The 19,988-nt window shown below is 72.2% G+C and carries 20 protein-coding genes; all 20 read right to left on the bottom strand.

Going from position 1 to position 19,988, the window contains the following annotated elements; all coding sequences use genetic code 11:
- Window positions 1–27 precede the first annotated feature (27 nt).
- The 20 genes from AC3X7Z_RS17660 to AC3X7Z_RS17565 all read right to left on the bottom strand — a co-directional run bounded on the left by AC3X7Z_RS17660 (window position 28) and on the right by AC3X7Z_RS17565 (window position 19,954).
- Window positions 28–933, bottom strand: a complete 906-nt coding sequence (locus AC3X7Z_RS17660; protein ID WP_186341163.1) for an NAD(P)H-hydrate dehydratase — start codon at window positions 931–933, stop codon at window positions 28–30.
- Window positions 926–1,687, bottom strand: a complete 762-nt coding sequence (locus tag AC3X7Z_RS17655; RefSeq protein WP_206054374.1) for a histidine phosphatase family protein — start codon at window positions 1,685–1,687, stop codon at window positions 926–928. The genes AC3X7Z_RS17660 and AC3X7Z_RS17655 overlap by 8 nt, the downstream gene beginning before the upstream one ends.
- Window positions 1,688–1,778: 91 nt before the next feature.
- Window positions 1,779–2,639, bottom strand: coding sequence for a PhzF family phenazine biosynthesis protein (locus AC3X7Z_RS17650; protein ID WP_489976751.1), 861 nt, complete (start codon window positions 2,637–2,639; stop codon window positions 1,779–1,781).
- Window positions 2,640–2,684: 45 nt separating this feature from the next.
- Window positions 2,685–3,137, bottom strand: a complete 453-nt coding sequence (locus tag AC3X7Z_RS17645) for a DUF3995 domain-containing protein (RefSeq protein ID WP_489976750.1) — start codon at window positions 3,135–3,137, stop codon at window positions 2,685–2,687.
- Window positions 3,134–3,571, bottom strand: coding sequence for a type II 3-dehydroquinate dehydratase (locus AC3X7Z_RS17640; RefSeq protein ID WP_489976749.1), 438 nt, complete (start codon window positions 3,569–3,571; stop codon window positions 3,134–3,136). The genes AC3X7Z_RS17645 and AC3X7Z_RS17640 overlap by 4 nt, the downstream gene beginning before the upstream one ends.
- Entirely contained in the window at window positions 3,568–4,698 is a 1,131-nt protein-coding gene (aroB, locus tag AC3X7Z_RS17635) for a 3-dehydroquinate synthase (RefSeq protein WP_489976748.1), read from the bottom strand. Before aroB ends, AC3X7Z_RS17640 begins: the two co-directional genes overlap by 4 nt.
- Complete coding sequence (locus tag AC3X7Z_RS17630) at window positions 4,695–5,195, bottom strand: shikimate kinase (protein ID WP_186341157.1); 501 nt, start codon at window positions 5,193–5,195, stop codon at window positions 4,695–4,697. Before AC3X7Z_RS17630 ends, aroB begins: the two co-directional genes overlap by 4 nt.
- Window positions 5,195–6,373, bottom strand: coding sequence for a chorismate synthase (gene aroC, locus AC3X7Z_RS17625; RefSeq protein ID WP_186341156.1), 1,179 nt, complete (start codon window positions 6,371–6,373; stop codon window positions 5,195–5,197). The genes AC3X7Z_RS17630 and aroC overlap by 1 nt, the downstream gene beginning before the upstream one ends.
- A gap of 12 nt (window positions 6,374–6,385) precedes the next feature.
- Window positions 6,386–7,156, bottom strand: coding sequence for a prepilin peptidase (locus AC3X7Z_RS17620; protein ID WP_186341155.1), 771 nt, complete (start codon window positions 7,154–7,156; stop codon window positions 6,386–6,388).
- An 8-nt stretch (window positions 7,157–7,164) separates the two neighbouring features.
- Window positions 7,165–7,989: a shikimate dehydrogenase gene (locus AC3X7Z_RS17615; RefSeq protein ID WP_206054375.1), complete on the bottom strand. Its 825-nt coding sequence runs from the start codon at window positions 7,987–7,989 to the stop codon at window positions 7,165–7,167.
- 4 nt (window positions 7,990–7,993) lie between these two features.
- Window positions 7,994–9,181, bottom strand: coding sequence for an endolytic transglycosylase MltG (gene mltG, locus AC3X7Z_RS17610; RefSeq protein WP_489976747.1), 1,188 nt, complete (start codon window positions 9,179–9,181; stop codon window positions 7,994–7,996).
- The gene (gene ruvX / locus AC3X7Z_RS17605) at window positions 9,174–9,641 is read right to left on the bottom strand and encodes a Holliday junction resolvase RuvX (RefSeq protein WP_186341153.1); all 468 of its coding nucleotides are present in this window, start codon (window positions 9,639–9,641) and stop codon (window positions 9,174–9,176) included. The genes mltG and ruvX overlap by 8 nt, the downstream gene beginning before the upstream one ends.
- Window positions 9,642–9,651: 10 nt before the next feature.
- Window positions 9,652–12,354 (bottom strand): alanine--tRNA ligase, encoded by a 2,703-nt coding sequence (gene alaS, locus AC3X7Z_RS17600; RefSeq protein WP_489976746.1) that lies wholly within the window; start codon window positions 12,352–12,354, stop codon window positions 9,652–9,654.
- On the bottom strand, window positions 12,354–12,623 hold the full coding sequence (locus AC3X7Z_RS17595) for a DUF6167 family protein (RefSeq protein ID WP_489976745.1): 270 nt from the start codon (window positions 12,621–12,623) through the stop codon (window positions 12,354–12,356). Before AC3X7Z_RS17595 ends, alaS begins: the two co-directional genes overlap by 1 nt.
- Entirely contained in the window at window positions 12,623–13,135 is a 513-nt protein-coding gene (locus AC3X7Z_RS17590) for a hypothetical protein (protein ID WP_186341150.1), read from the bottom strand. The genes AC3X7Z_RS17595 and AC3X7Z_RS17590 overlap by 1 nt, the downstream gene beginning before the upstream one ends.
- 34 nt (window positions 13,136–13,169) lie before the next feature.
- Entirely contained in the window at window positions 13,170–14,537 is a 1,368-nt protein-coding gene (locus AC3X7Z_RS17585) for a replication-associated recombination protein A (RefSeq protein WP_489976744.1), read from the bottom strand.
- A 37-nt stretch (window positions 14,538–14,574) separates the two neighbouring features.
- On the bottom strand, window positions 14,575–15,903 hold the full coding sequence (locus AC3X7Z_RS17580) for an ABC transporter ATP-binding protein (protein ID WP_186341149.1): 1,329 nt from the start codon (window positions 15,901–15,903) through the stop codon (window positions 14,575–14,577).
- A complete protein-coding gene (locus tag AC3X7Z_RS17575; protein ID WP_186341283.1) occupies window positions 15,900–16,988 on the bottom strand; it encodes an ABC transporter ATP-binding protein in 1,089 nt (362 codons plus the stop codon). The genes AC3X7Z_RS17580 and AC3X7Z_RS17575 overlap by 4 nt, the downstream gene beginning before the upstream one ends.
- A gap of 11 nt (window positions 16,989–16,999) precedes the next feature.
- On the bottom strand, window positions 17,000–18,010 hold the full coding sequence (locus tag AC3X7Z_RS17570) for an ABC transporter permease (protein ID WP_186341148.1): 1,011 nt from the start codon (window positions 18,008–18,010) through the stop codon (window positions 17,000–17,002).
- Between the two features lie 174 nt (window positions 18,011–18,184).
- Window positions 18,185–19,954 carry an ABC transporter substrate-binding protein gene (locus AC3X7Z_RS17565; RefSeq protein WP_186341147.1) on the bottom strand — a complete coding sequence of 590 codons (1,770 nt, stop codon included), beginning with the start codon at window positions 19,952–19,954 and terminating at the stop codon, window positions 18,185–18,187.
- Window positions 19,955–19,988: the final 34 nt, after the last annotated feature.

The raw sequence follows: 19,988 nt of genomic DNA, 5'->3' as shown, positions 1-19,988 counted from the left end.
CTGGACCGGTGGCCCACGACGGACGCGTCAGTCCACCAGCTCCGCCAGCAGGCCGGGGACCTCACCGGGCAGCTCGCGGGCGAGGTAGCCGACGGGCCCGACCCGCTCGGCCAGCCGGTCGCCCGCGGTCGCGTGGAGGAACGCGCCCCACACCGCGGCCTGCGCCGGCTCGGTCCCGCGGGCGATCAGACCCGCCACGATGCCGGCCTGCACGTCGCCCGAGCCGGCCGTCCCCAGTCCGGGGTTGCCGGCCTCGACGAGCCACAGGTCGTCGCCGTGGGCGATCACCTTGACGGGCCCGCCGCACAGGACGACGGCCTGGGTGCGGGCGGCCAGTCGCACGGTGTGCGCGACGAGGTCGGCGGACACCTCGTCCTCGGGGACCCCGAGGCAGTGCGCCAGCTCCCCGGGGTTGACGGTCAGGACGACGGTCGCCTCGAGCGAGGCGACCTCCTCGTGGTTGTCGGTGACGTAGGCCGTCGCGAGGGCGTCGAGCACGATGGTGCCGGCGAGCCGGGGAGCGACGCGGCGCACGAGCGAGTCGGAGACGTCGGGGGCCACGAAGCCGGGGCCGAGCAGCACCGCGCCGCTCCCCTCCGCGCAGTCGACCAGCCGGTCGGCCTCGTCGGGGGCGATGGCCCCGCCGTCGTCCTCGGCCAGCCCGCTCACCATCAGCTCGGGCACCGCGACCGCGAGCGAGCGCGCGCACGAGTCGGCGGTGGCGAGGTGGACCTTCCCCGCGCCCACGCGGAAGGCGCCCTCGACCGCGAGCAGCCCCGCCCCGGGGGTCTCGCGGCTCCCGGCGACCACGGTCAACCGGCCGCGCTCCTCCTTGTCGGCCCCGAGCTCGGGCAGCGGCCACCGGCGCAGCAGGTCGGCGTCGACCGGCGTCGCGTCGACCTGGGTCGCGTGGTCCGGAGTGGCGTCAGGCATCGGGCGCCTCCTCCGCCCGGCCCTCCTCGGCGGTCCTGGCGGCGGGACCGGGCTCGAGGTGGGAGTCGTCGGCGAAGGTGTCGAGCACCAGCCCACCGTCGCGCCGGCAGTAGCGGGTGATGGAGGCGTTGGGGATCGGCGTGGTGCGGTCGATCTCGAGCAGCTCGGCCTCGTCGAGACCCTCCAGGGCGTAGCGGAACGACATGATCACCGCCTGGTGGGTGAACAGCCACACCCGCTTGCCGTCGTACGCCTCGCGCAGGTCGCCCAGCAGGCTGCGGATCCGCAGCACCACGTCGGCCCAGCTCTCACCCGACGGGGGCTGGTAGTAGAACTTGCCGACGTGGGAGCGGCGCTCGGCCTCTCCCGGGTGGCGTGCCCGGATGCCCTTGCCGGTGAGGCCGTCGAGCAGGCCGAGGTCACGCTCGCGCAGGCGCTCGTCGAGCAGCAGGTCGAGGTCGAGGCCCTCGAGCGCCGCCCGCGCCGTGTCGGCGGCGCGCCGGTAGGGCGAGCTGACCACGAGGTCCGGGCGCTCGGACGCAGGCAGGTCCGCGACCCAGCGCCCCAGCGTGCGGGCCTGCTCCTCGCCGTTGGCCGACAGCTCGACGTCGGCGTCGCGGGCCGTCAGCTCGAGCCGCTCGGCGTCGGCGTCGCGCGCCTGGGAGTCGGCGATGTTGCCCGCACTCTGCCCATGGCGCACCAGCACCAGCTCCACCGGTCCGCGTCGTCCGTGCAGCACAGCCGTCAGGCCCACCGCCGCCTCCTCGTTCGTCGTGCCGATCGGTCGTCGTGCCGATCAGTCGTGGTCCCCCTTACCCCGGTGCCGCCGCCTCGATGCGCGCACGTCATGCACCGGAGCCGGACGCCCCGACGTCGACCTGGCCGACGATCCGGGTGACGGCCTCGCCGGAGACCCACACGGCCCCGTCCGTCGCCTCGAGGCGGACCCGTCCCTCGCGGCCGATGACGCTGCCCTGCCGGGCGGTGTAGGACGCCGGGAGGGCGCCGGTGCCGATCAGCCACTGCGCGAGTCCGGCGTTGGCGCTGCCGGTCACCGGGTCCTCCCCGAAGTCCCTCCCGTCGGCGTAGAAGGCGCGCACCTCGACGTCCGCGCCGAGCGCGGCGGCGGAGGCGGGGTCCCAGCGGCCGAGGACGGTCACCTTGAGGTCGGTGAAGGCGGGGACGTCCGGCGCGACGGCCACCACCGCGTCGGCCGACCCGAGGTCGACGCCGACCCAGCCGGGTCCGTTGTCGATCCACGCCATGTCCTCCACGGCCGCGTCGTCGATGCCGAGGGCGCGCACGATGCGCGCCCGCAGGTCGGCGTCGACGGGGCCGGAGCGCCGGAGCGGCGGCGCCGAGAAGCCGAGCCGCGGCGAGCGGCGTACGTCGACGAGCCCGGCGCCGCACTCCTGCACGACCACGTCGCCGCGCGGCACTCCCCCGGCCTCGAGCCACGCGTGCGCGCTGCCGATGGTGGGGTGTCCGGCGAACGGCAGCTCACCGCCGATCGTCCAGATCCGCACCCGGTAGTCGGCGCCGGGGTCGGTCGGCGCGCACAGGAACGTGGTCTCCGAGAGGTTGGTCCACCGCGCGAACCTGGCCATCTCCTCGTCGGAGACGCCATCGGCGTCGTGCACGACCGCGAGCGGGTTGCCGAGCCACGGCTCGGCACTGAAGACGTCGACCTGGCGGAAGGGGAGCACCTCGCGATCCAAGCACAGGTCCGGCACCGGACGCCGCCGCGGCCGTCAGGCGCGGGACCGGGCGAGCCCTGCGGCGAGGGCGAGGCCCCAGAGGAGGAACAACGGGTCCCAGAGGTAGGCGTGGCCCACCATGCCGGCCCGGTCGACGCCGCCGTCCGGCACGACGGCGCCGGCCAGCACGAGCTGGCCGACCACGGTGTTGAGCCCTCCCCAGGCCACGAGCACGGTGGCACCGACCCAGCAGGCGCCCCTGGACAGGCGTCGCACCGGCCACCCGGCGCGCGCAGCGAGCAGCGGCACCCACGCCGCGACCAGCTTGAGGAGTCCGATCGGGAGCAGCAGCCACTCCCACCCGGTGAACGCGTCCGCCATCCGCTGCCCGAGCGTCTCGACCAGCCAGTGGCCGCCGGCACCCCAGTAGAGGCTGAACGCCGCGTGCAGGCTGCCGAGCAGGCCCGCGACGAGCAGCGCCCCGCGGCCACGCCCCGCGGAGGTCACGACATGGCGCCGGCCAGCACCTCGAGCGCCCGGCGGTAGCCGTCGATCCCCTGACCGGCGATCGTGGCGACCGCGTGCGGCTCGACGACCGAGGTGTGGCGGAACTCCTCGGCACGCTCCCTGGGGTCGGAGATGTGCACCTCGACCAGCGGTGCGGTGAGCTGGGCGCAGGCGTCCCAGAGCGCGAGCGAGTAGTGGGTCCAGGCGCCGGCGTTGAGCACGACCGGGGTGACGTCGTCGGCGGCGGCGTTGAGCCAGTCGAGCAGGTCGCCCTCGTGGTTGGTCTGGCGCACCTCGACCTCCAGACCGAGGTCGCGTCCCCACTCCACGCACAGGTGCGCCAGCTCGGCGTGGGTCGTCGAGCCGTAGATCTCCGGCTGCCGGCGACCGAGCCGTCCGATGTTGGGGCCGTTGAGGACGAGCACGCGCGTCACGCCCGGCCCCCGATCGCGGCGTGGGCCGCCCGCAGGTCGTCCTCGCTGGGCCCGGCGAGGATCCGCGGGACCGCGAGGTCGTCGAGCACGACGAACCGTAGCCGCGAGCCCCGCGCCTTCTTGTCCACCTTCATCGCGGCGTGGAGGTCGTCGAAGGAGGCTGCGTCGTAGGTCGTCGGCAGCCCGACGCGCGACAGGACGGTGCGGTGCCGCTCGACCAGCGCCGGGTCGAGGCCGGCGGCACGCGCGGCCAGCTCGGCGACGTAGACGCACCCGATGGCGACGGCCTCGCCGTGGCGCACGGCATAGTCGCTCGTGCGCTCGATCGCGTGGGCGAGGGTGTGGCCGTAGTTGAGCACCTCGCGGCCGGGATGCCCGTCGGCGCCGCCGGTCTCGCGGAGGTCGTCGACCACGACGTCGACCTTGACCCTGATCGCGCGCTCGACGAGCTCGCGCAGCTCGGCCGAGTCCCACGTCAGGGCGGCCGGGTCCGTGCGTTCGACCAGGTCGAGGATGGCGGGATCGGCGATGAAGCCGCACTTGACCACCTCGCCCAGCCCGGCGACGAGCTCCTCGTGGGGCAGCGTCTCCAGCAGCGACAGGTCGCAGAGGACCCCGGCGGGCTCGTGGAAGGAGCCGACCAGGTTCTTGCCCGCGCCCGTGTTGATGCCGGTCTTGCCGCCGACCGCGGCGTCGACCATGGCGAGCAGGGTGGTCGGCACGTGCACGACGCGTACGCCGCGCAGCCAGGTCGCGGCGACGAAGCCGCCGAGGTCGGTGGTCGCTCCCCCGCCGATGGTCACGACGGCGTCGGAGCGGGTGAAGCCGGCCTCGCCGAGCGCCTCCCAGCAGTCGGCCGCGACGGGGGCGGTCTTGGCGCGCTCCCCGTCGGGCAGCCCGAGGGCGAGGACGTCGTAGTGCTCGACGAGCGCGTCGACGAGGGGGTCGGCGAGCGCGCCCAGCGTGCCGGCGTAGAGCACCGCCACGCGCTCGACCGACTCGCCCAGCACGGCCGGGAGCAGGGAGGCGAGGCCGTGACCGACCACCACGTCGTAGGGCGAGGAGCCGCCGACGTGCAGGACCGTGTCGGCGGGCCGCTGGTGGCTCCGGGTGGTGCGCTCGGTCATCGGAGCAGGCTCCTGATCTCGGCGGCGACCTCGTCGGCGGTGCGGCCATCGGTGTCGACCGTGTGGACGGCCACCGACTCGTAGAGGGGCGTCCGCTCGTCGAGCAGCGTCTTGATGCGACTGCGGACGTTGCCGAGCAGCAGCGGGCGCCCGACACCCAGGCCGACGCGCTTCACGGCGTCGGACAGTCCGACGCGCAGGAAGACCACCGGCAGGCCGGCGAGCAGCTCGCGCGTGGCGGCGCTCAGCACCGCGCCCCCGCCGAGCGCCAGGACGCCGTCGTGCTCACGCAGCGCCGCGGCGACCGCAGCCGCCTCGAGCTCGCGGAAGTGGTCCTCGCCCGACTCGACGAAGATGTCGGAGATCTCCCTGCCGGTGCTCGCCTCGATGTCGGCGTCGGTGTCGCGCACCGGCAGCCCCCAGGCCTCGCCCAGCAGCTCCGCGACGGTCGTCTTGCCCGCGCCCATCGGCCCGACGAGCACCACCCGGGGCGCCATCAGCGGTACCGGATGGTGTCGAGGTAGGACTGGGCGTTGCGGCGCGTCTCCTGCACCGAGTCACCGCCGAACTTCTCCACGACCGCGTCGGCGAGCACGAGCGCGACCATCGCCTCGGCCACGATGCCCGCGGCGGGGACCGCGCACACGTCGGAACGCTGGTGGTGGGCCACGGTGGCCTCCCCGGTCGCCACGTCGACGGTGCGCAGGGCCTTGGGGACGGTGGCGATCGGCTTCATCGCCGCGCGCACCCGTAGGACCTCGCCGGTCGACATGCCGCCCTCGGTGCCGCCGGAGCGGCCCGAGGTGCGTCGCAGGCCATCGTCGGTGGGAACGATCTCGTCGTGCGCCTGCGAGCCCGGGGTGTCGGCCAGCTCGAACCCGTCACCGACCTCGACGCCCTTGATCGCCTGGATGCCCATCAGCGCACCGGCCAGCCTGGCGTCGAGCCGGCGGTCCCAGTGCACGTGCGACCCGAGGCCGGGCGGGAGTCCGTGGACGACGACCTCGACGACGCCGCCGAGCGTGTCGCCGTCCTTGTGGGCCTGGTCGATGCGCGCGACCATCGCGGCGCTCGCCTCGGGGTCGAGGCAGCGCACCTCGTCGGCGTCGAGCCGCTCGACGTCGTCGGGACCCGGGACCACGCCGGCGGGTGCCGCGACGCCACCGAGCGAGACGACGTGGGAGACGATGCGCGCGCCGACGGTCTGCTCGAGGAAGTTGGACGCCACCCGGCCGAGCGCCACGCGGGCCGCGGTCTCGCGCGCCGAGGCGCGCTCCAGGATGGGGCGGGCCTCGTCGAAGGCGTACTTCTGCATGCCGACCAGGTCGGCGTGGCCGGGCCGCGGCCGGGTGAGCGGAGCGTTGCGGGCCAGTGCCTCGAGCTCGACCGGGTCGACCGGGTCGGCCGACATGACCTTCTCCCACTTGGGCCACTCGGTGTTGCCGATCTCGATGGCCACCGGTCCGCCCTGGGTCTCGCCGTGGCGCACCCCGCCCAGCAGGCGGACCTCGTCCTGCTCGAACTTCATCCGCGCCCCACGGCCGTAGCCGAGCCGGCGGCGCGCCAGTGAGTCGGCGAGGTCGTCGGTGGTGACGCGGACATGGGCGGGCAGCCCCTCGAGGATCGCGACCAGCGAGGGACCGTGGGACTCGCCTGCTGTGAGCCATCGGAGCATGCGTGCAGTCTCTCAGCCCCAGATGCGCCCAGCGAGCGCAGTCCCCCAGACGAGACCCACCAGCGCACCGGCGCACATGAAGGGGCCGAACGGCACCGCGCGCTTCAGCAGGCTGCGGTCGCGCCTGACCACGAGGACGACCAGCACGGGAACGACGAACAGCACGAAGCTCGCCCACACCCCGATCGCCAGCTCGCCCCAGCCGGCCCAGCCGAGCACGAGCCCGACGGGTGCCGCCAGCCGCACGTCGCCGAAGCCCATCCCCGCCGAGCGCACGAACCACAGCACCCAGAAGAAGGACCGCGCGAGGACCATCGCGACGAGGGCGCGTACGAGGGACTCCCGCTCGCCCGTCGCCAGGCCCACCGCCGTCACCGCGACGATCGCGGCGAGGGTCGCCGGCACGACGACGACCCGCGGGAGCAGGCGGGTGTGCCAGTCGATGACGGACAGGGCGACCGCGACCGGGGTCAGCGGCACCAGCCACAGCAGCGACCAGTCGAGGCCCGTCGCCGCCCCCAGCAGCGCGCCGGAGACGGCCGACACCACCGCACTGCGCCAGCCCAGCCCCGGTCGCCCGGCGATGTCGGCGTAGCGCGTCTTGGGCGGCTCGACCTGCGTGGCGACGGAGCCCGGCTCGCCGGCGTCGGGGCCGGCCCCGTCCGGGGACCCGACGGGCTTGGGCACGGGCTCCGGCACGCGCGCGACGAGGCGCGGGACGAGGAGACCGCCGAGGCCGGCGAGCACCGCCGCCACGAGGACGGCGAGGACGGTGTCGTTCACGAGCCCATTCAACCGGGATTCCGCGCCGCGAGGGCACGTTCGCCCGCATCGCGCAGCAGCTCGACCGCGACCGGGCGGCCGGTGAACAGCTCGACCTGCAGGGCGGCCTGGTGGACGAGCAGGTCGAGCCCGCCGACGAGGGTGCGGCCTGACGCCGAGGCGGCCAGCGGGGTCGGCCACGGGTCGTAGACCGCCTCGAAGACCACCGGCACCGCCGCGCAGCGCTCCACCAGGGCGGACGTCTGCGCGCCAGCCGGGACGGTGGACACCACGATGTCGGCGACGAGGGCGTCGGGGGCGTCGAGCGAGCCGGTGCGGACGTCGATGCCGGCCGGGTGCGAGCGGAGCGCCGCCACGGTCTCGGCGGCTCGCGACGCGTCGCGCACCAGCAGCTCGACCGAGCCCACCCCGAGCTCGGCCAGCGCCAGCCCGGTCGACGTCGCGGTCGCGCCACCCCCCAGCACGACAGCCGTGGCGAGCGGGGCGGACGTGCGCTCGCGGATCGCGGCCGCTGCTCCCGGCAGGTCGGTGTTGTCGCCGACGCGCGTCCCGTCGTCCTCGAGCACGACCGTGTTGACGGCTCCCGCCAGGCGCGCGCGGTCGGTGGAGCGGTCGACCAGCGCGAGCGCCTCACGCTTGAGCGGCATGGTGAGCGACAGCCCGCGCCACTGCGGACCGAGCCCGGACACGAACTCCTCGAGCCCACCGGCGGGCACCCGGTGGGCGTCGTAGGCCCAGTCGAGCCCGAGCTCGGCGTAGGCCGTGCGGTGCAGCGTCGGTGAGAGCGAGTGCGCGATCGGGTCGCCGAGCACGCCGCAGCGCCGGCTCAGCACCGGCTCAGCACCGGTCGGACGTCTCGCAGTAGGTCTTGTACTCGTTGCGACCCTCGAGGAAGCCGTCGTAGGTCTCGTAGAACTTGGTCTCGCCCGTCGCGAGGTCGACCGTGACGTAGTAGTACCAGTTGCCCTCAGCGGGGTTGGCCGCCGCCGCGATGGCGTCGTCGCCGGGCGCCTCGATGGGCGTGGGCGGGAGCCCCGGGTTGATTCGCGTGTTGTAGGGGGTGTCCTCGGCCAGCTGCTCGGGCGTGAGCTCGGTCGAGCCGGGCGAGAGGCCGAGCCCGTAGGCGATCGAGGCGTCGATGCCCAGCGTGCCGTTGGTGCCGCCCTTGTCGCCGGGGCCGTCGAGCCGGTTGTAGATCACGCGGGCGATCTTGGGCATGTCGTCGCCGCGGCCCTCGGCCTCGATCAGGGAGGCGATGATCATCAGCTCGCCGGGCGTCTTGCCGAGCTCGGCGGCCCGCTCCTCGAGGCCGGCGGCGTCGGCGGCGGCGCGCCAGCGGTCGACCATCATCGTGAGGATGCGCACCGGCTTCATGCCGGGCTTGATCTCGTAGGTCGCCGGGAAGAGGTAGCCCTCGGCGTTGCCCTCGGCGTAGTCGGGCAGCCCGAGCTTGTCGGGCTTCTGGAGGGCCCGGTTCCAGGCCTGCTCGGAGAACTCGGTGCTGTCGGCGAGCGTCGCGACGATCTCGGTGAGGCGCAGGCCCTCGGGGATGGTGACGGTCGGGAAGCCGATGAGGTTGGCGGGGTCGATCAGCACCTCGAGGGCGTCGGCGGCACGCATCTCCTCCTGGAGCTCGTACGCGCCGACCTGGATGCCCGCGGCGGCGGGCTCGCCGGCGGCGGCGTCGATGAAGGCCTGGACCGACTTGATGACGCCGTCGTCCTTGAGGTTGCGGCCGATCTGGGCGGTGGTGTCGCCCTCGTTGACGGTGAACTCGACCGAGCCCGTGCCCGGCCCGGGGTAGTCCTCGGGGCCTTGGAACTGGTCGGCGACCCAGGAGACGCCCTGCGTCAGCGCGACGTAGAAGCCGCCGAGCAGCACGACGAGCGCGATCAGCACGGCGAAGCAGCCCTTGAACCCGCGGCTCTTGCGCCGCTTGCCGCCCGGGACGTAGGCGCGGTCCTCGTGCTCCTCCCGCTCCTCCGGGCGCACGGGGGCGTCCGAACGGGTCTCGTGCTCACTCATCTGTCTCCGCCACCTCGACGATCTCTCCCGGTGCCTGCCCACTCGACCGTTCCGTGTCGAGTGCAGTCTGCAGGATCAGCACGGCTGCCGCCTGATCCACGACCGCGCGCCGCTTGGCGCCGTGCCGGCCCTGCTCGCGCAGGATCGACTCGGCGGACACCGTGGTCAGTCGTTCATCACACAGCCTCACGGGCACGGGGGCAACCCTCCGCGCCAGCCTGAGGGCAAGTGCGCGTGCCTTCTGGGCCGCCGGGCCCTCCGTCCCGTTGAGCGAGCGGGGCAGCCCGACCACCACCTCGACCGCGTCGAGCTCGGCGACGAGCTGGGCGAGCCGGCGTACGTCGCCCCCGCCGCTGCGCACCGTCTCCACGGGGGTGGCGAGGACCCCGGAGGGGTCGCTGCTCGCCACGCCGATCCGGGCGTCCCCCGGGTCGACGCCGAGCCGCACTCCTCGCCTCACGCTCGTCCTCTCAGACCTGGGTCGCGCGCTGCGCGACCTCGCGACCGACCAGGTCGAGGGCCTCGTCGATGCGTGAGGCGTCGGTGCCACCGCCCTGGGCCACGTCGTCCTTGCCGCCGCCCTTGCCACCGAGCAGCGGCCCGACGGCGCGGACGAGGTCACCGGCGGAGAGCCCGCGGGCGCGGGCCTGGTCGTTGGTGGCGGCCACGACCGAGACCTTGCCGCCGGCCTGACCGATGATGACCACGACGCCGGGCTCACCCTGCGGCAGCCGGCCGCGGACGTCGAGCGCGAGGTTGCGCACGTCGCCGGCACCGGCCCCGTCGGCGCGGTGGGCGACCAGCTTGACCGGCCCGACCTGCGACGCCCCGGCGGCGAGGTCGGCGCTGGCGCCGAGGAGCTGGGCCAGGCGCGCCTTCTCGAGCTCCTTCTCGGCGGCGCGGAGCCGCTCGGTGAGGCCCTGGACCCGGCTGACGAGGTCGTCGGGCTGGGTCTTGAGCAGGCCGGTGAGCTGGGCGACGACGTCGCGCTCGCGGGCGAGGTAGCCGAAGCCCTCCACGCCGGTGAGCGCCTCGATGCGGCGGTTGCCCGAGCCGACGCTCGTCTCGCCGGTCACCACGACCGTGCCGATCTGCGAGGAGTGGTCGACGTGCGTGCCGCCGCAGAGCTCGCGCGACCACGGTCCGCCGATCTCGACGACGCGCACCTTGGTGTTGTCGTAGGTCTCGCCGAAGAGCGCGATCGCGCCCCACTCCTTGGCCTGCTCGAGCGTCATGTAGTCCCAGTGCACGGGCAGGTCGGCCCGCAGCGCCTGCTGCGAGACGGACTCGATGTCGCGCACCTGCTCGGGGGTCAGCGCCTGGGTCCAGCCGAAGTCGAGCCGGAGGTAGCCGGGGCGGTTGTAGGAGCCGGACTGCAGCGCCGTGGGGCCGAGCACCTCGCGCAGCGCGGCGTGCACGACGTGGGTGCCGGAGTGCGCCTGGCGGGCGCCGGTGCGCCACTCGGGGTCGACGCGGGCGTGGACCTCACGGCCGGGGTCGAGCTCGCCCTCGAGCACGCGCACCTGGTGGACGACCAGGCCCTTGATGGGGCGCTGGACGTCGAGCACCTCGATGCGGCCGCCGTCGAAGACGATCGTCCCGGCGTCGGCCGCCTGTCCGCCGGACTCGGCGTAGAACGGCGTGCGGTCGAGCACGAGCTCGCCGACCTCCCCCTCGACCAGGCGCTGCACCGGGGCTCCGCCGCTGAGCAGGGCCAGCGGCTTCGACTCGGTCTCGAGCGTCTCGTAGGCCAGCCACTCGGTCGGGCCGAACTCGTCGAACACGCCGCGGTAGACGGCCGTGTCGCCGTGGGCGCCCTTCTTGGCACGAGCGTCGGCCTTGGCACGCTCTCGCTGCTCGGCCATCAGCCCGCGGAACCCCTGCTCGTCGACGGTGAGGCCCTGCTCGGCCGCCATCTCGAGGGTCAGGTCGATGGGGAAGCCGTAGGTGTCGTGCAGCGCGAAGGCGCGCTCTCCGGAGAGCGTGGTGCCGCCGGTGGACTTCACCTCGGAGGCAGCGGTGTCGAAGATCTGCGTGCCGGCCTGGAGCGTCTTGCGGAACGCGTCCTCCTCGGCGAAGGCGACCTGCGAGATGCGCGGCCAGTCGGTCAGGAGGTTGTCGTAGGTCTCCCCCATCCTGTCGCGGGAGATCGGCATCAGCTCGGGAAGCACGGGGGCGTCGCAGCCCAGCAGCCGCATCGACCGCACCGCGCGGCGCAGCAGCCGGCGCAGCACGTAGCCCCGACCGTCGTTGCCGGGCGTCACGCCGTCACCGATCAGCATCATCGAGGACCGGACGTGGTCGGCGACCACGCGGAAGCGGACGTCGTCCTGGGGGTCGGCACCGTAGGTCTTGCCGGTCATCTCCTCGGCCTTGGCGATGACGGGGTAGACGACGTCGATCTCGTACATGTTCTTCTTGCCCTGCAGCAGCAGCGCGACCCGGTCGAGGCCCATGCCGGTGTCGATGTTCTTCTTCGGCAGCGAGCCGGCGATGTCGAAGTCCGACTTGGACCGCACGGCGCTGAGCTCGTCCTGCATGAAGACGAGGTTCCAGATCTCCAGCAGCCGGTCCTCGAGCTCGACCGGCATGTCCGGGCCGAGCGCGGCGGGGTCGAAGTCGGGACCCCACTCGGGACCGCGGTCGTAGAGGATCTCCGAGCAGGGGCCGCCGGGGCCCGGGACGCCCATCGACCAGTAGTTCTCCTTCGGGCCGAGCTGGACGATCCGCTCGCGCGGCAGTCCGGTGACCTTCATCCAGATGCCGATGGCCTCCTCGTCGCCGACCAGCACCGACGGGTAGAGGCGGTCCTGCTCGAGTCCGTAGCCACCGTCGGCGACCGGCTTGGTGATCAGGTCCCAGGCCAGCTCGATGGCACCGGACTTGAAGTAGTCGCCGAAGGAGAAGTTGCCGCACATCTCGAAGAACGTGCCGTGGCGGGTGGTCTTGCCGACGTCCTCGATGTCGGGGGTGCGCACGCACTTCTGGATGCTGGTCGCGCGCACGAACGGCGGCGTCTCCTGGCCGAGGAAGTAGGGCTTGAACGGCACCATGCCCGCCGGGACGAACAGCAGGTTGGGGTCGTCGGCGAGCAGCGAGGCGGACGGCACCACGGCGTGTCCAACGGCCTCGAAGTGCGCGAGGAAGCGGCGGCGGATCTCGGCGGTGTCCATCAGTGGTCCTTCGTCTCGGTGGTGCTCGTGGTCAGCTCGGGAGGATGCCCGGTCCCCATGGGCCGCAGCCCGAGCTGCTCGCGCAGCTCGGTCTCGCGCTCGGCACGGCCCTGCTGGACCTCCTCGGCGAAGAGCCGGGCGCCGGCCTGCCACCCGCGTACGCGGTCGCGTACGCCGTCGGCGGTGAGTGAGTCGGCGACGCGGCGGGCGCGGGCAGCGGCGTAGACCCCGACCCCCGCTCCGGCGACGAACCAGAGTGGGCGACCCATCAGGCGACGTCCTCGCCGAGGTCGGCGCGGGCGTCGGCGCGCTCGCGGGCACGGAACTCGCGCATGGCCTGCTTCACCTCGGCGCGGCGCTCGCGGCCCGCACGGCGCGACTCCTGCCGCACCGCGAAGCGGATCCGGTTGCGGCTCTCGGCCGACATGGCCCGCCGCAGGCCGTGGGACCAGCCGGCCGCCCGGACCACGGTCTCGCGGACGACGAGGTCGGTGAACAGGCGACCGTCGATGGGCCGGGCCACGGGCGGGTCGACCTCGGGCCCACGGTGTGGCGCCGTCCCACGTGCGGGGTCGTCGAGCCCGGTGATCACGAACGCGGACGCGCCGGCCTCGGCGTGCGGCGCTGGGGCACGCTCGGACAGCGACGCCGTGAGGGACTCGGCGAGCGACTCCGCACGCGCCTCGGCGCGGCGAGCGCGACGATGCGCGAGCAGCGCCACGGCGAGCGCCACCAGCGCCACCACGACCGCTGCACCCAGCCACGCCTGCTCCGTCGTCACGGCGCCGAGCCTACAAGCCTCACGCGACGGCGGGTCAGCCGCCGCGGACGATCCGCCGGACCCGCTCCCAGCGCTCCTTGACGCCGGCCTCGGCGCCGAGCGACGTCGGACGGTAGTAGCTCGCGTCGGCGAGGACGTCGGGAAGGTACTGCTGCTCGGCCACACCGAAGGGCTTGTCGTGGGGGTAGGCGTAGCCCTTGCCGTGCCCGAGGTCCGTGGCGCCGCCGTAGTGGGCGTCGCGCAGGTGGGAGGGCACCTGCCCGATCTTCCCGGCCCGTACGTCGGAGAGGGCCGCGTCGATCGCGGTGATCACGGCGTTGGACTTGGGGGCGACGGCGAGGTGGATGGTGGCCTGGGCGAGGTTGATCCTCGCCTCCGGCATCCCGATGAGCTGCACCGCCTGGGCGGCCGCGACGGCCGCCTGCAGCGCAGTCGGGTCGGCCAGCCCGACGTCCTCGCTCGCGTGCACCACGAGGCGGCGGGCGATGAAGCGCGGGTCCTCGCCCGCCTCGATCATCCGGGCGAGGTAGTGCAGCGCCGCGTCGGGGTCTGACCCGCGGATCGACTTGATGAAGGCGGAGATCACGTCGTAGTGCTGGTCGCCCTGCCGGTCGTAGCGCACGGCGGCCTGGTCGACCGCGGTCTCGGCGGTGGCGAGGTCGATCGTGGTCACGCCGTTGCTGCTCGCGGCGCCGGCGGCGGCCTCGAGGTAGGTGAGGGCGCGCCGGGCGTCACCGCCGGCGAGGCGGACGAGGTGGTCGCGGGCGTCGTCCTCGAGGACCGTGCTGCCGGCCAGCCCTCGCTCGTCGAGGAGCGCCTGGTCGATCACCTCGGCGACGTCCTCGTCGGTCAGCGACTGCAGCCGCAGCAGCAGGCTGCGCGAGAGGAGCGGGCTGATCACCGAGAAGAACGGGTTCTCCGTGGTGGCGGCGATCAGGGTGACCCACCGGTTCTCCACGCCCGGCAGCAGCGCGTCCTGCTGAGCCTTGGTGAAACGGTGCACCTCGTCGACGAACAGGACGGTCTCCTGACCGCCCCTGGCCAGCTCGGCCCGGGCGCCGTCGATGGCGGCGCGCACCTCCTTCACCCCGGCGGCGACCGCCGAGACCTCCACGAACCGGCGTCGGGTCTGCTGGCTCACGATCGCCGCGATCGTGGTCTTGCCGGTGCCGGGCGGGCCCCACAGCAGCAGCGACATCGACTGGTCGCCCTCGATCAGCCGGCGAAGCGGAGAGCCGGCCGCCCGCAGCTGCTGCTGGCCGACGAGCTCGTCGATCGTGCGCGGCCGCATGCGCACGGCCAGGGGCGCGGACGCGTGCGTGTTGGCGCCCAGCGAGCCGGCGCTGGGCACGGAGCCGGGCGCGGGTTGCCCCGCGCCCGAGATCTCGAAGAGGCCGTCCACGCCGGGAAGTATCCCCCGGGCGCCGACGGCGCTCGACTCAGGCCCCCGTCGTCTGCTTGGTCCGGAGGTCGTACCAGGTCTTCTCGTAGCCCGGGATCGTGAGCTGGGTGTTGCTGGGCGTGGCGCCCGGCACCGGCGTGCCCTGGTCGTCGACGCCGAGCAGCTCGGTCGTCACCGGAGTGGCGGGATGCGCGCCCAGCTCGCCCGCGAAGTGGCAGGCCACCTTGTGGCGCTTGCCGATCTGCAGCAGCGGCGGCTCGACCTTCGCGCAGATCTCCTGCGCGAACTGGCAGCGGGTGCGGAACCGGCAGCCCGACGGCGGGTTGATCGGGCTCGGCACGTCACCCTCGAGCCGGATGCGCTCGCGCCGGCCGCCGATCGCGGCCTGCTTCACGTCGGGCACCGCGGACAGCAGCGCCTGGGTGTAGGGGTGGTGCGGCTTGGCGTAGATCGTCTCCCGGTCGCCGATCTCCACGATCTTGCCGAGGTACATCACGGCGATCTCGGGGCAGAAGTGGCGCACGATGGCGAGGTCGTGGGCGATGAAGAGGAACGCCACGTCGAACTCGGTCTGGATGTCCTGGAGCAGGTTGACCACCTGCGCCTGGATCGACACGTCGAGCGCGGAGACAGGCTCGTCGGCCACGAGGACCTTGGGGTTGAGCGTGAGCGCCCGGGCGATGCCGATGCGCTGGCGCTGGCCACCGGAGAACTCGTTGGGGTAGCGGTTGTAGTGCTCGGGGTTGAGGCCCACGATCTCGAGCAGCTCCTGCACGCGCGGCAGGATCTTGTTCTTGGGCACGATCTTGTGCACCTCGAGCGGCGCTCCGACGATCGTGCCGACGGTGTGCCGCGGGTTGAGCGAGGTGTAGGGGTCCTGGAAGATCATCTGCACGTCGCGGCGCAGCGGCTTCATCTCCTTGTTGGAGAGCTTGGCCAGGTCCTTGTCGGCGAACATCATCGAGCCGCCGGTCGGCTTGTAGAGCCGGGTGATCAGGCGTCCGGTCGTCGACTTGCCGCAGCCCGACTCCCCCACCAGGCCCAGCGAGCCTCCCTTGGGGACCTCGAACGAGATCCCGTCGACGGCCTGCACGTGCCCGATGGTGCGTCGGACGATGCCCGAGGACCTCACCGGGAAGTACATCTTGAGGTTGTCGACCGTCAGCACGGCCGGGGCGTCGGGGTCGAGCTCGGCGGCCACGTGGCCCTGCTCGGCCAGCGTCGCGAAGTCGAGGTCGACGGGGATGTCGTCGTCGCCGTAGGCCTCGCTCACCGGGTTGGTGAGCTCACGCTCCCCGGTCTCCGCCGCGTTGGCTCCGATCTCGGTCGGTTCGATCTCGGCGCGGGCGTTGGGATCCTGGGTCATCGGGTCTCCTCGACGAGGTCGGGGGCGATCTCGGGCAGCACTTCCGCGTGGTAGACCGCGATGGGGTCGGCCAGGTGGCAGCGCTTGAGATGGGCCGTGCCCGTGCTGGCCGGCAGCAGGTCGGGGAGCTGGGTCGAGCACAGGTCGCCGGGGACCTTGTCGGAGTGCACGCACCGGGGGTGGAAGGAGCATCCCGGCGGCGGGCGCAGCAGGCTGGGCGGGTTGCCCGGGATCGGGATCAGGCGCGCGTCGGTGGACGCCGACACCTCGGGCACGCTGGAGAGCAGCCCCCAGGTGTAGGGCATCTCCGGCGTGGTCAGGATCTGCTTGGTCGTGCCGAACTCCACGCACCGCCCGGCGTACATCACCAGGACGTCGTCGGCCATCTCGGCGATGACGCCGAGGTCGTGGGTGATGATGATGACCGCGGAGTTGAACTCGCGCTGGAGGTCCTGGAGCAGGTCGAGGATCTGCGCCTGCACCGTCACGTCGAGCGCGGTGGTCGGCTCGTCGGCGATCAGGAGCGACGGGTCGTTGATCAGGCCCATCGCGATCATCGCGCGCTGGCGCATGCCCCCGGAGAACTGGTGGGGGTAGTCGTCGACGCGCCGGTCGGGCTGCGGGATGCCCACGCGGTCGAGCATCTCGATCGCCTTGCGGCGCGCGTCGCGCTTGGAGGCACCGGAGTGGTGCACCAGGTAGGCCTCCGCCAGCTGCGAGCCGATCTTGTAGAACGGGTGCAGGGCCGCGAGCGCGTCCTGGAAGATCATCGCCATCTCGTTGCCGCGCAGGCTGCGCATGCGCGACTCGCTGAGGCCGACGACCTCGGTGCCGCCGACGCGGATCGAGCCGGAGATCTGCGCCGACTTGGTGTCGTGCAGGCCCATCACGGCCATGCTCGAGACCGACTTGCCGGAGCCCGACTCGCCGACGATGCCGAGCGTCTTGCCCTTCTCGACCGAGTAGGACAGTCCCTGCACCGCGGTGACGGGGCCGTCCTCGGTCGGGAAGGTGACCTTCAGGTCCTCGACCTGGAGGAAGGGGCCTTCGGCCTCCGCGGAGGCGGGGGCACTCGACTGGGTCATGGGAACGCTGGTCACGAGAGCCTCACCCTCGGGTCGAGGACGCTGTAGACGATGTCCACGAGCAGGTTGGAGATGATCAGGACGACGGCGCTGAACAGGGCGGTCGCCTGCACCACTGGCAGGTCACGGCCCTGGACCGCCTGCAGGCTCCACCACCCGATGCCCTGGATCTCGAAGATCCGCTCGGTGAAGATGGTGCCCGCGAGGAGCGTGCCGAAGTCGATGCCGAAGATCGTCACGACCGGCACCAGCGCGGCGCGCAGTCCGTGCTTGTAGACGATCGTGCGAGCCGGGAGGCCCTTGGCCTTGGCGGTGCGGATGTAGTCCTCGCTGAGGGCCTCGACCATCGCGCCGCGGGTGAATCGGGTGTACTGGGTGCACCCGAAGATGCCGAGTGCCACCCAGGCGAGGAACAGGCCGCTGAACCACTTCCATGGCCCGTTGGCGCCTATCGAGAAGTAGCCCGTGTCGCTGAAGAGCGGCACCTCGAACGTGATCGTGAGGTAGAGCCAGGTCAGCAGGGCGAAGAGGTAGTAGGGGATCGAGCTGATGAACAGGAAGCTCGACACCAGGGCCTTGTCAGCCACGGTGCCGCGCCGTCTCGCGGCGGCGACACCGATGGGCACCCCGAAGAGCAGGTAGAGGAACGCACCGCCGATCGCCACGGAGAAGGTCGCGGGCATGCGCGAGACGAGCTCCTCCTTGACCGGCTGCTTGGTGCGGAAGCTGACGCCGAGGCACGGGGCGGAGCACTCGTACTCGTTGGACGCGATGGTGAGCGTGCGACCGACGAAGATGCCCTCGACGTACTTGGCGTACTCCTCGTAGACCGGGTTGTTGTAACCCAGGGTCTTCTCGTAGACCGCGAGCTTCTGCTGGGTGCACCTGTTGCTGGTCTCGCGGTCACAGATCGGCTGCGCCGGGCTCGAAGGGCCGTACCAGAACAGCAGGAAGATCGCCATCGAGACCAGGGCCACGACGAGGACTCCCGAGATCAGGCGCTTCACGACATAGGCAAGCATCGCTGGTCACTCTCCGGGGATGGTGGATGAGTCGGCCCCCGAGGAGACAGCCTATCGGGGTCCGGGCTGGCGAGTGGGGGCTCCCGGTCCGGGAGCCCCCACCCGTCAGTGTGGTGCTGGGTCGTGCTGGGGACTACATGGTGCTCCAGGTCGAGGACCTGATGAGCGCCAGGATCACTGCATCACGTACAGGTCCTTGTAGTTCGGCGCACCGATCGAGCCATCGCCCGAGGGGTTGCCGACCTTGGTGCCGAAGACGAACAGGTCGTTGCGGAACGCGGTCGGGATGATCGGGAAGTACTCCGTCATGATCTTCTCGTCCAGGTCGCCCCAGGCAGCAGCCTGCTCGTCGAGCGGCAGCGTGCTGATGCGGTCCATCTCGTCGTTGACCGAAGCCTCGTCGAACAGAGCGGTGTTGTAGACGGCACCACCCTTGAGCAGCGGCGGGAGCATGGTCGAGCCCGACGGCCAGTCCGAGCACCAGTTGACGCCACGGAGGTTGAGCTTCTTGTTGACCTTGTTGTCGGGGTCGAGCCAGATGTTGTACGGCGACTCCTGCACCGGGATCGCCTTGACCGAGAAGCCGGCGGCCTCGTAGCCCTTGGTGATCTGGTCCTGGGTGGCCTTCGCCAGCGGGTCGACCTCGTAGTAGACCATGGTGATCGGGTACGGGGTCTCGACGCCGGCCTCCTCCAGGAGGGCCTTGGCCTTCTCCGGGTCGTAGGTGATCTGCTCACCGTCGACCTGGAAGTCCTTCTTGCCGGCCATGCCGGGGGGCATCACCGAGTTGGCGGGGATGCGGGTGACACCGGGCACCTCGCCGCCGGCGATCCACACGTCCTCGTAGGGGTACGCGTAGGCGAGCGCCTTGCGGACCTCGATCTCGGGGATCTTGTTGTAGTCCGGGGTCAGCGTGGAGACGCACTGCGAGGTCTGCTGGACCAGGCGGTCACCCAGCTGGCCGTTGGCGTCGTTGTACTTGTCCGAGCCGAGCGAGGTGGACACGGCCGTCTGGCTGTCGGCGTTGTCGGAGAGCATGATCTCGTCGACCTTGGCCTGGTCCTGGTTGAACTTGAAGACGAACTCGTCGGCGTACTGGTGACGACCCGGGTCGGAGTCAGCGGCCCACTGGTCGTTCTTCACGAGGACGAGCTCCTCGTTGGGCTTGTAGCTCTCGACCTTGTAGGGGCCGTTGGACAGCGGCTTGGTGCCGTAGTTCGGCGGCTTGGAGGCGTTGCCGAGGGGCGCGGGGCCCATCGCCATGAACGCGCCCCAGTAGTCCATGTCCGGGAAGGGCGTGGACATCGAGATGGTGACGTCCTGGCCGTCGACCGCGATGCCGTCCCAGTTCTCGCACTTGGGGTCCTTGGCGGTGTAGGGGCCCTCGTAGTCCTCGGCACCCGCGAAGTAGTGCTTGGAGTACTCGGTGCCGGCACCGGACGGGAACGCCTCGGAGTCGAGCGAGCGGCAGATGCCGAACGCGACCTCTTCGGCCGTGACGGGCTTGCCGTCCTCCCACGTCGCGTTGTCACGGATGGTGAAGGTCCACTCCGTGTAGTCGTCGTTGGGGGTGCCCAGGTCGGTGGCGAGGTCGGGCACCAGCACCGGCTGGCCGTTCTCGTCACGGATGTACTGGGTCAGCGAGCGGCTCGTGAGCGCCTGCTGGATCGAGTTGCCGGTCACCGACCAACCAGCGGTCGGGTCGAGCGTGTCCGGACCGGGGTCTCCGGGCAGGTAGACCGTGATGGTCCCGCCCGGGGTGGCACCCTCCACCTCGGCAGCGGGGGCCTGACGCTCAGCGTCCTTGGTGCCCCCTCCCTGGTCGCCGAACTCTCGAGTCGTCCCGCTCCCGGTCTCGCCCTCGTCCGACGACCCGCCACCGCAGGCGGCGAGCGTCAGTAGGGCAGCACCGGCAACGAGCGCGAGCGGCTTGTTCCGCTTCATGCTGTCCAGCCTTTCTTTCTTGTTCTCACCGAGG

The sequence above is a fragment of the Nocardioides sp. Z24_21 genome, from assembly GCF_058134345.1.
Note: the sequence above shows the minus strand (reverse complement) of the source record. Positions and strands in the feature narration are given on the sequence as shown.

Bases quoted from the DNA above. Each gene is read 5' to 3' on its own strand.
- AC3X7Z_RS17660 (WP_186341163.1), bottom strand. From the start codon at position 933: ATGCCTGACGCCACTCCGGACCACGCGACCCAGGTCGACGCGACGCCG.
- aroB (WP_489976748.1), bottom strand. From the start codon at position 4,698: ATGACCGAGCGCACCACCCGGAGCCACCAGCGGCCCGCCGACACGGTC.
- AC3X7Z_RS17630 (WP_186341157.1), bottom strand. From the start codon at position 5,195: ATGGCGCCCCGGGTGGTGCTCGTCGGGCCGATGGGCGCGGGCAAGACG.
- aroC (WP_186341156.1), bottom strand. From the start codon at position 6,373: ATGCTCCGATGGCTCACAGCAGGCGAGTCCCACGGTCCCTCGCTGGTC.
- mltG (WP_489976747.1), bottom strand. From the start codon at position 9,181: ATGAGTGAGCACGAGACCCGTTCGGACGCCCCCGTGCGCCCGGAGGAG.
- alaS (WP_489976746.1), bottom strand. From the start codon at position 12,354: ATGGACACCGCCGAGATCCGCCGCCGCTTCCTCGCGCACTTCGAGGCC.
- AC3X7Z_RS17595 (WP_489976745.1), bottom strand. From the start codon at position 12,623: ATGGGTCGCCCACTCTGGTTCGTCGCCGGAGCGGGGGTCGGGGTCTAC.
- AC3X7Z_RS17580 (WP_186341149.1), bottom strand. From the start codon at position 15,903: ATGACCCAGGATCCCAACGCCCGCGCCGAGATCGAACCGACCGAGATC.
- AC3X7Z_RS17575 (WP_186341283.1), bottom strand. From the start codon at position 16,988: ATGACCCAGTCGAGTGCCCCCGCCTCCGCGGAGGCCGAAGGCCCCTTC.
- AC3X7Z_RS17570 (WP_186341148.1), bottom strand. From the start codon at position 18,010: ATGCTTGCCTATGTCGTGAAGCGCCTGATCTCGGGAGTCCTCGTCGTG.
- AC3X7Z_RS17565 (WP_186341147.1), bottom strand. From the start codon at position 19,954: ATGAAGCGGAACAAGCCGCTCGCGCTCGTTGCCGGTGCTGCCCTACTG.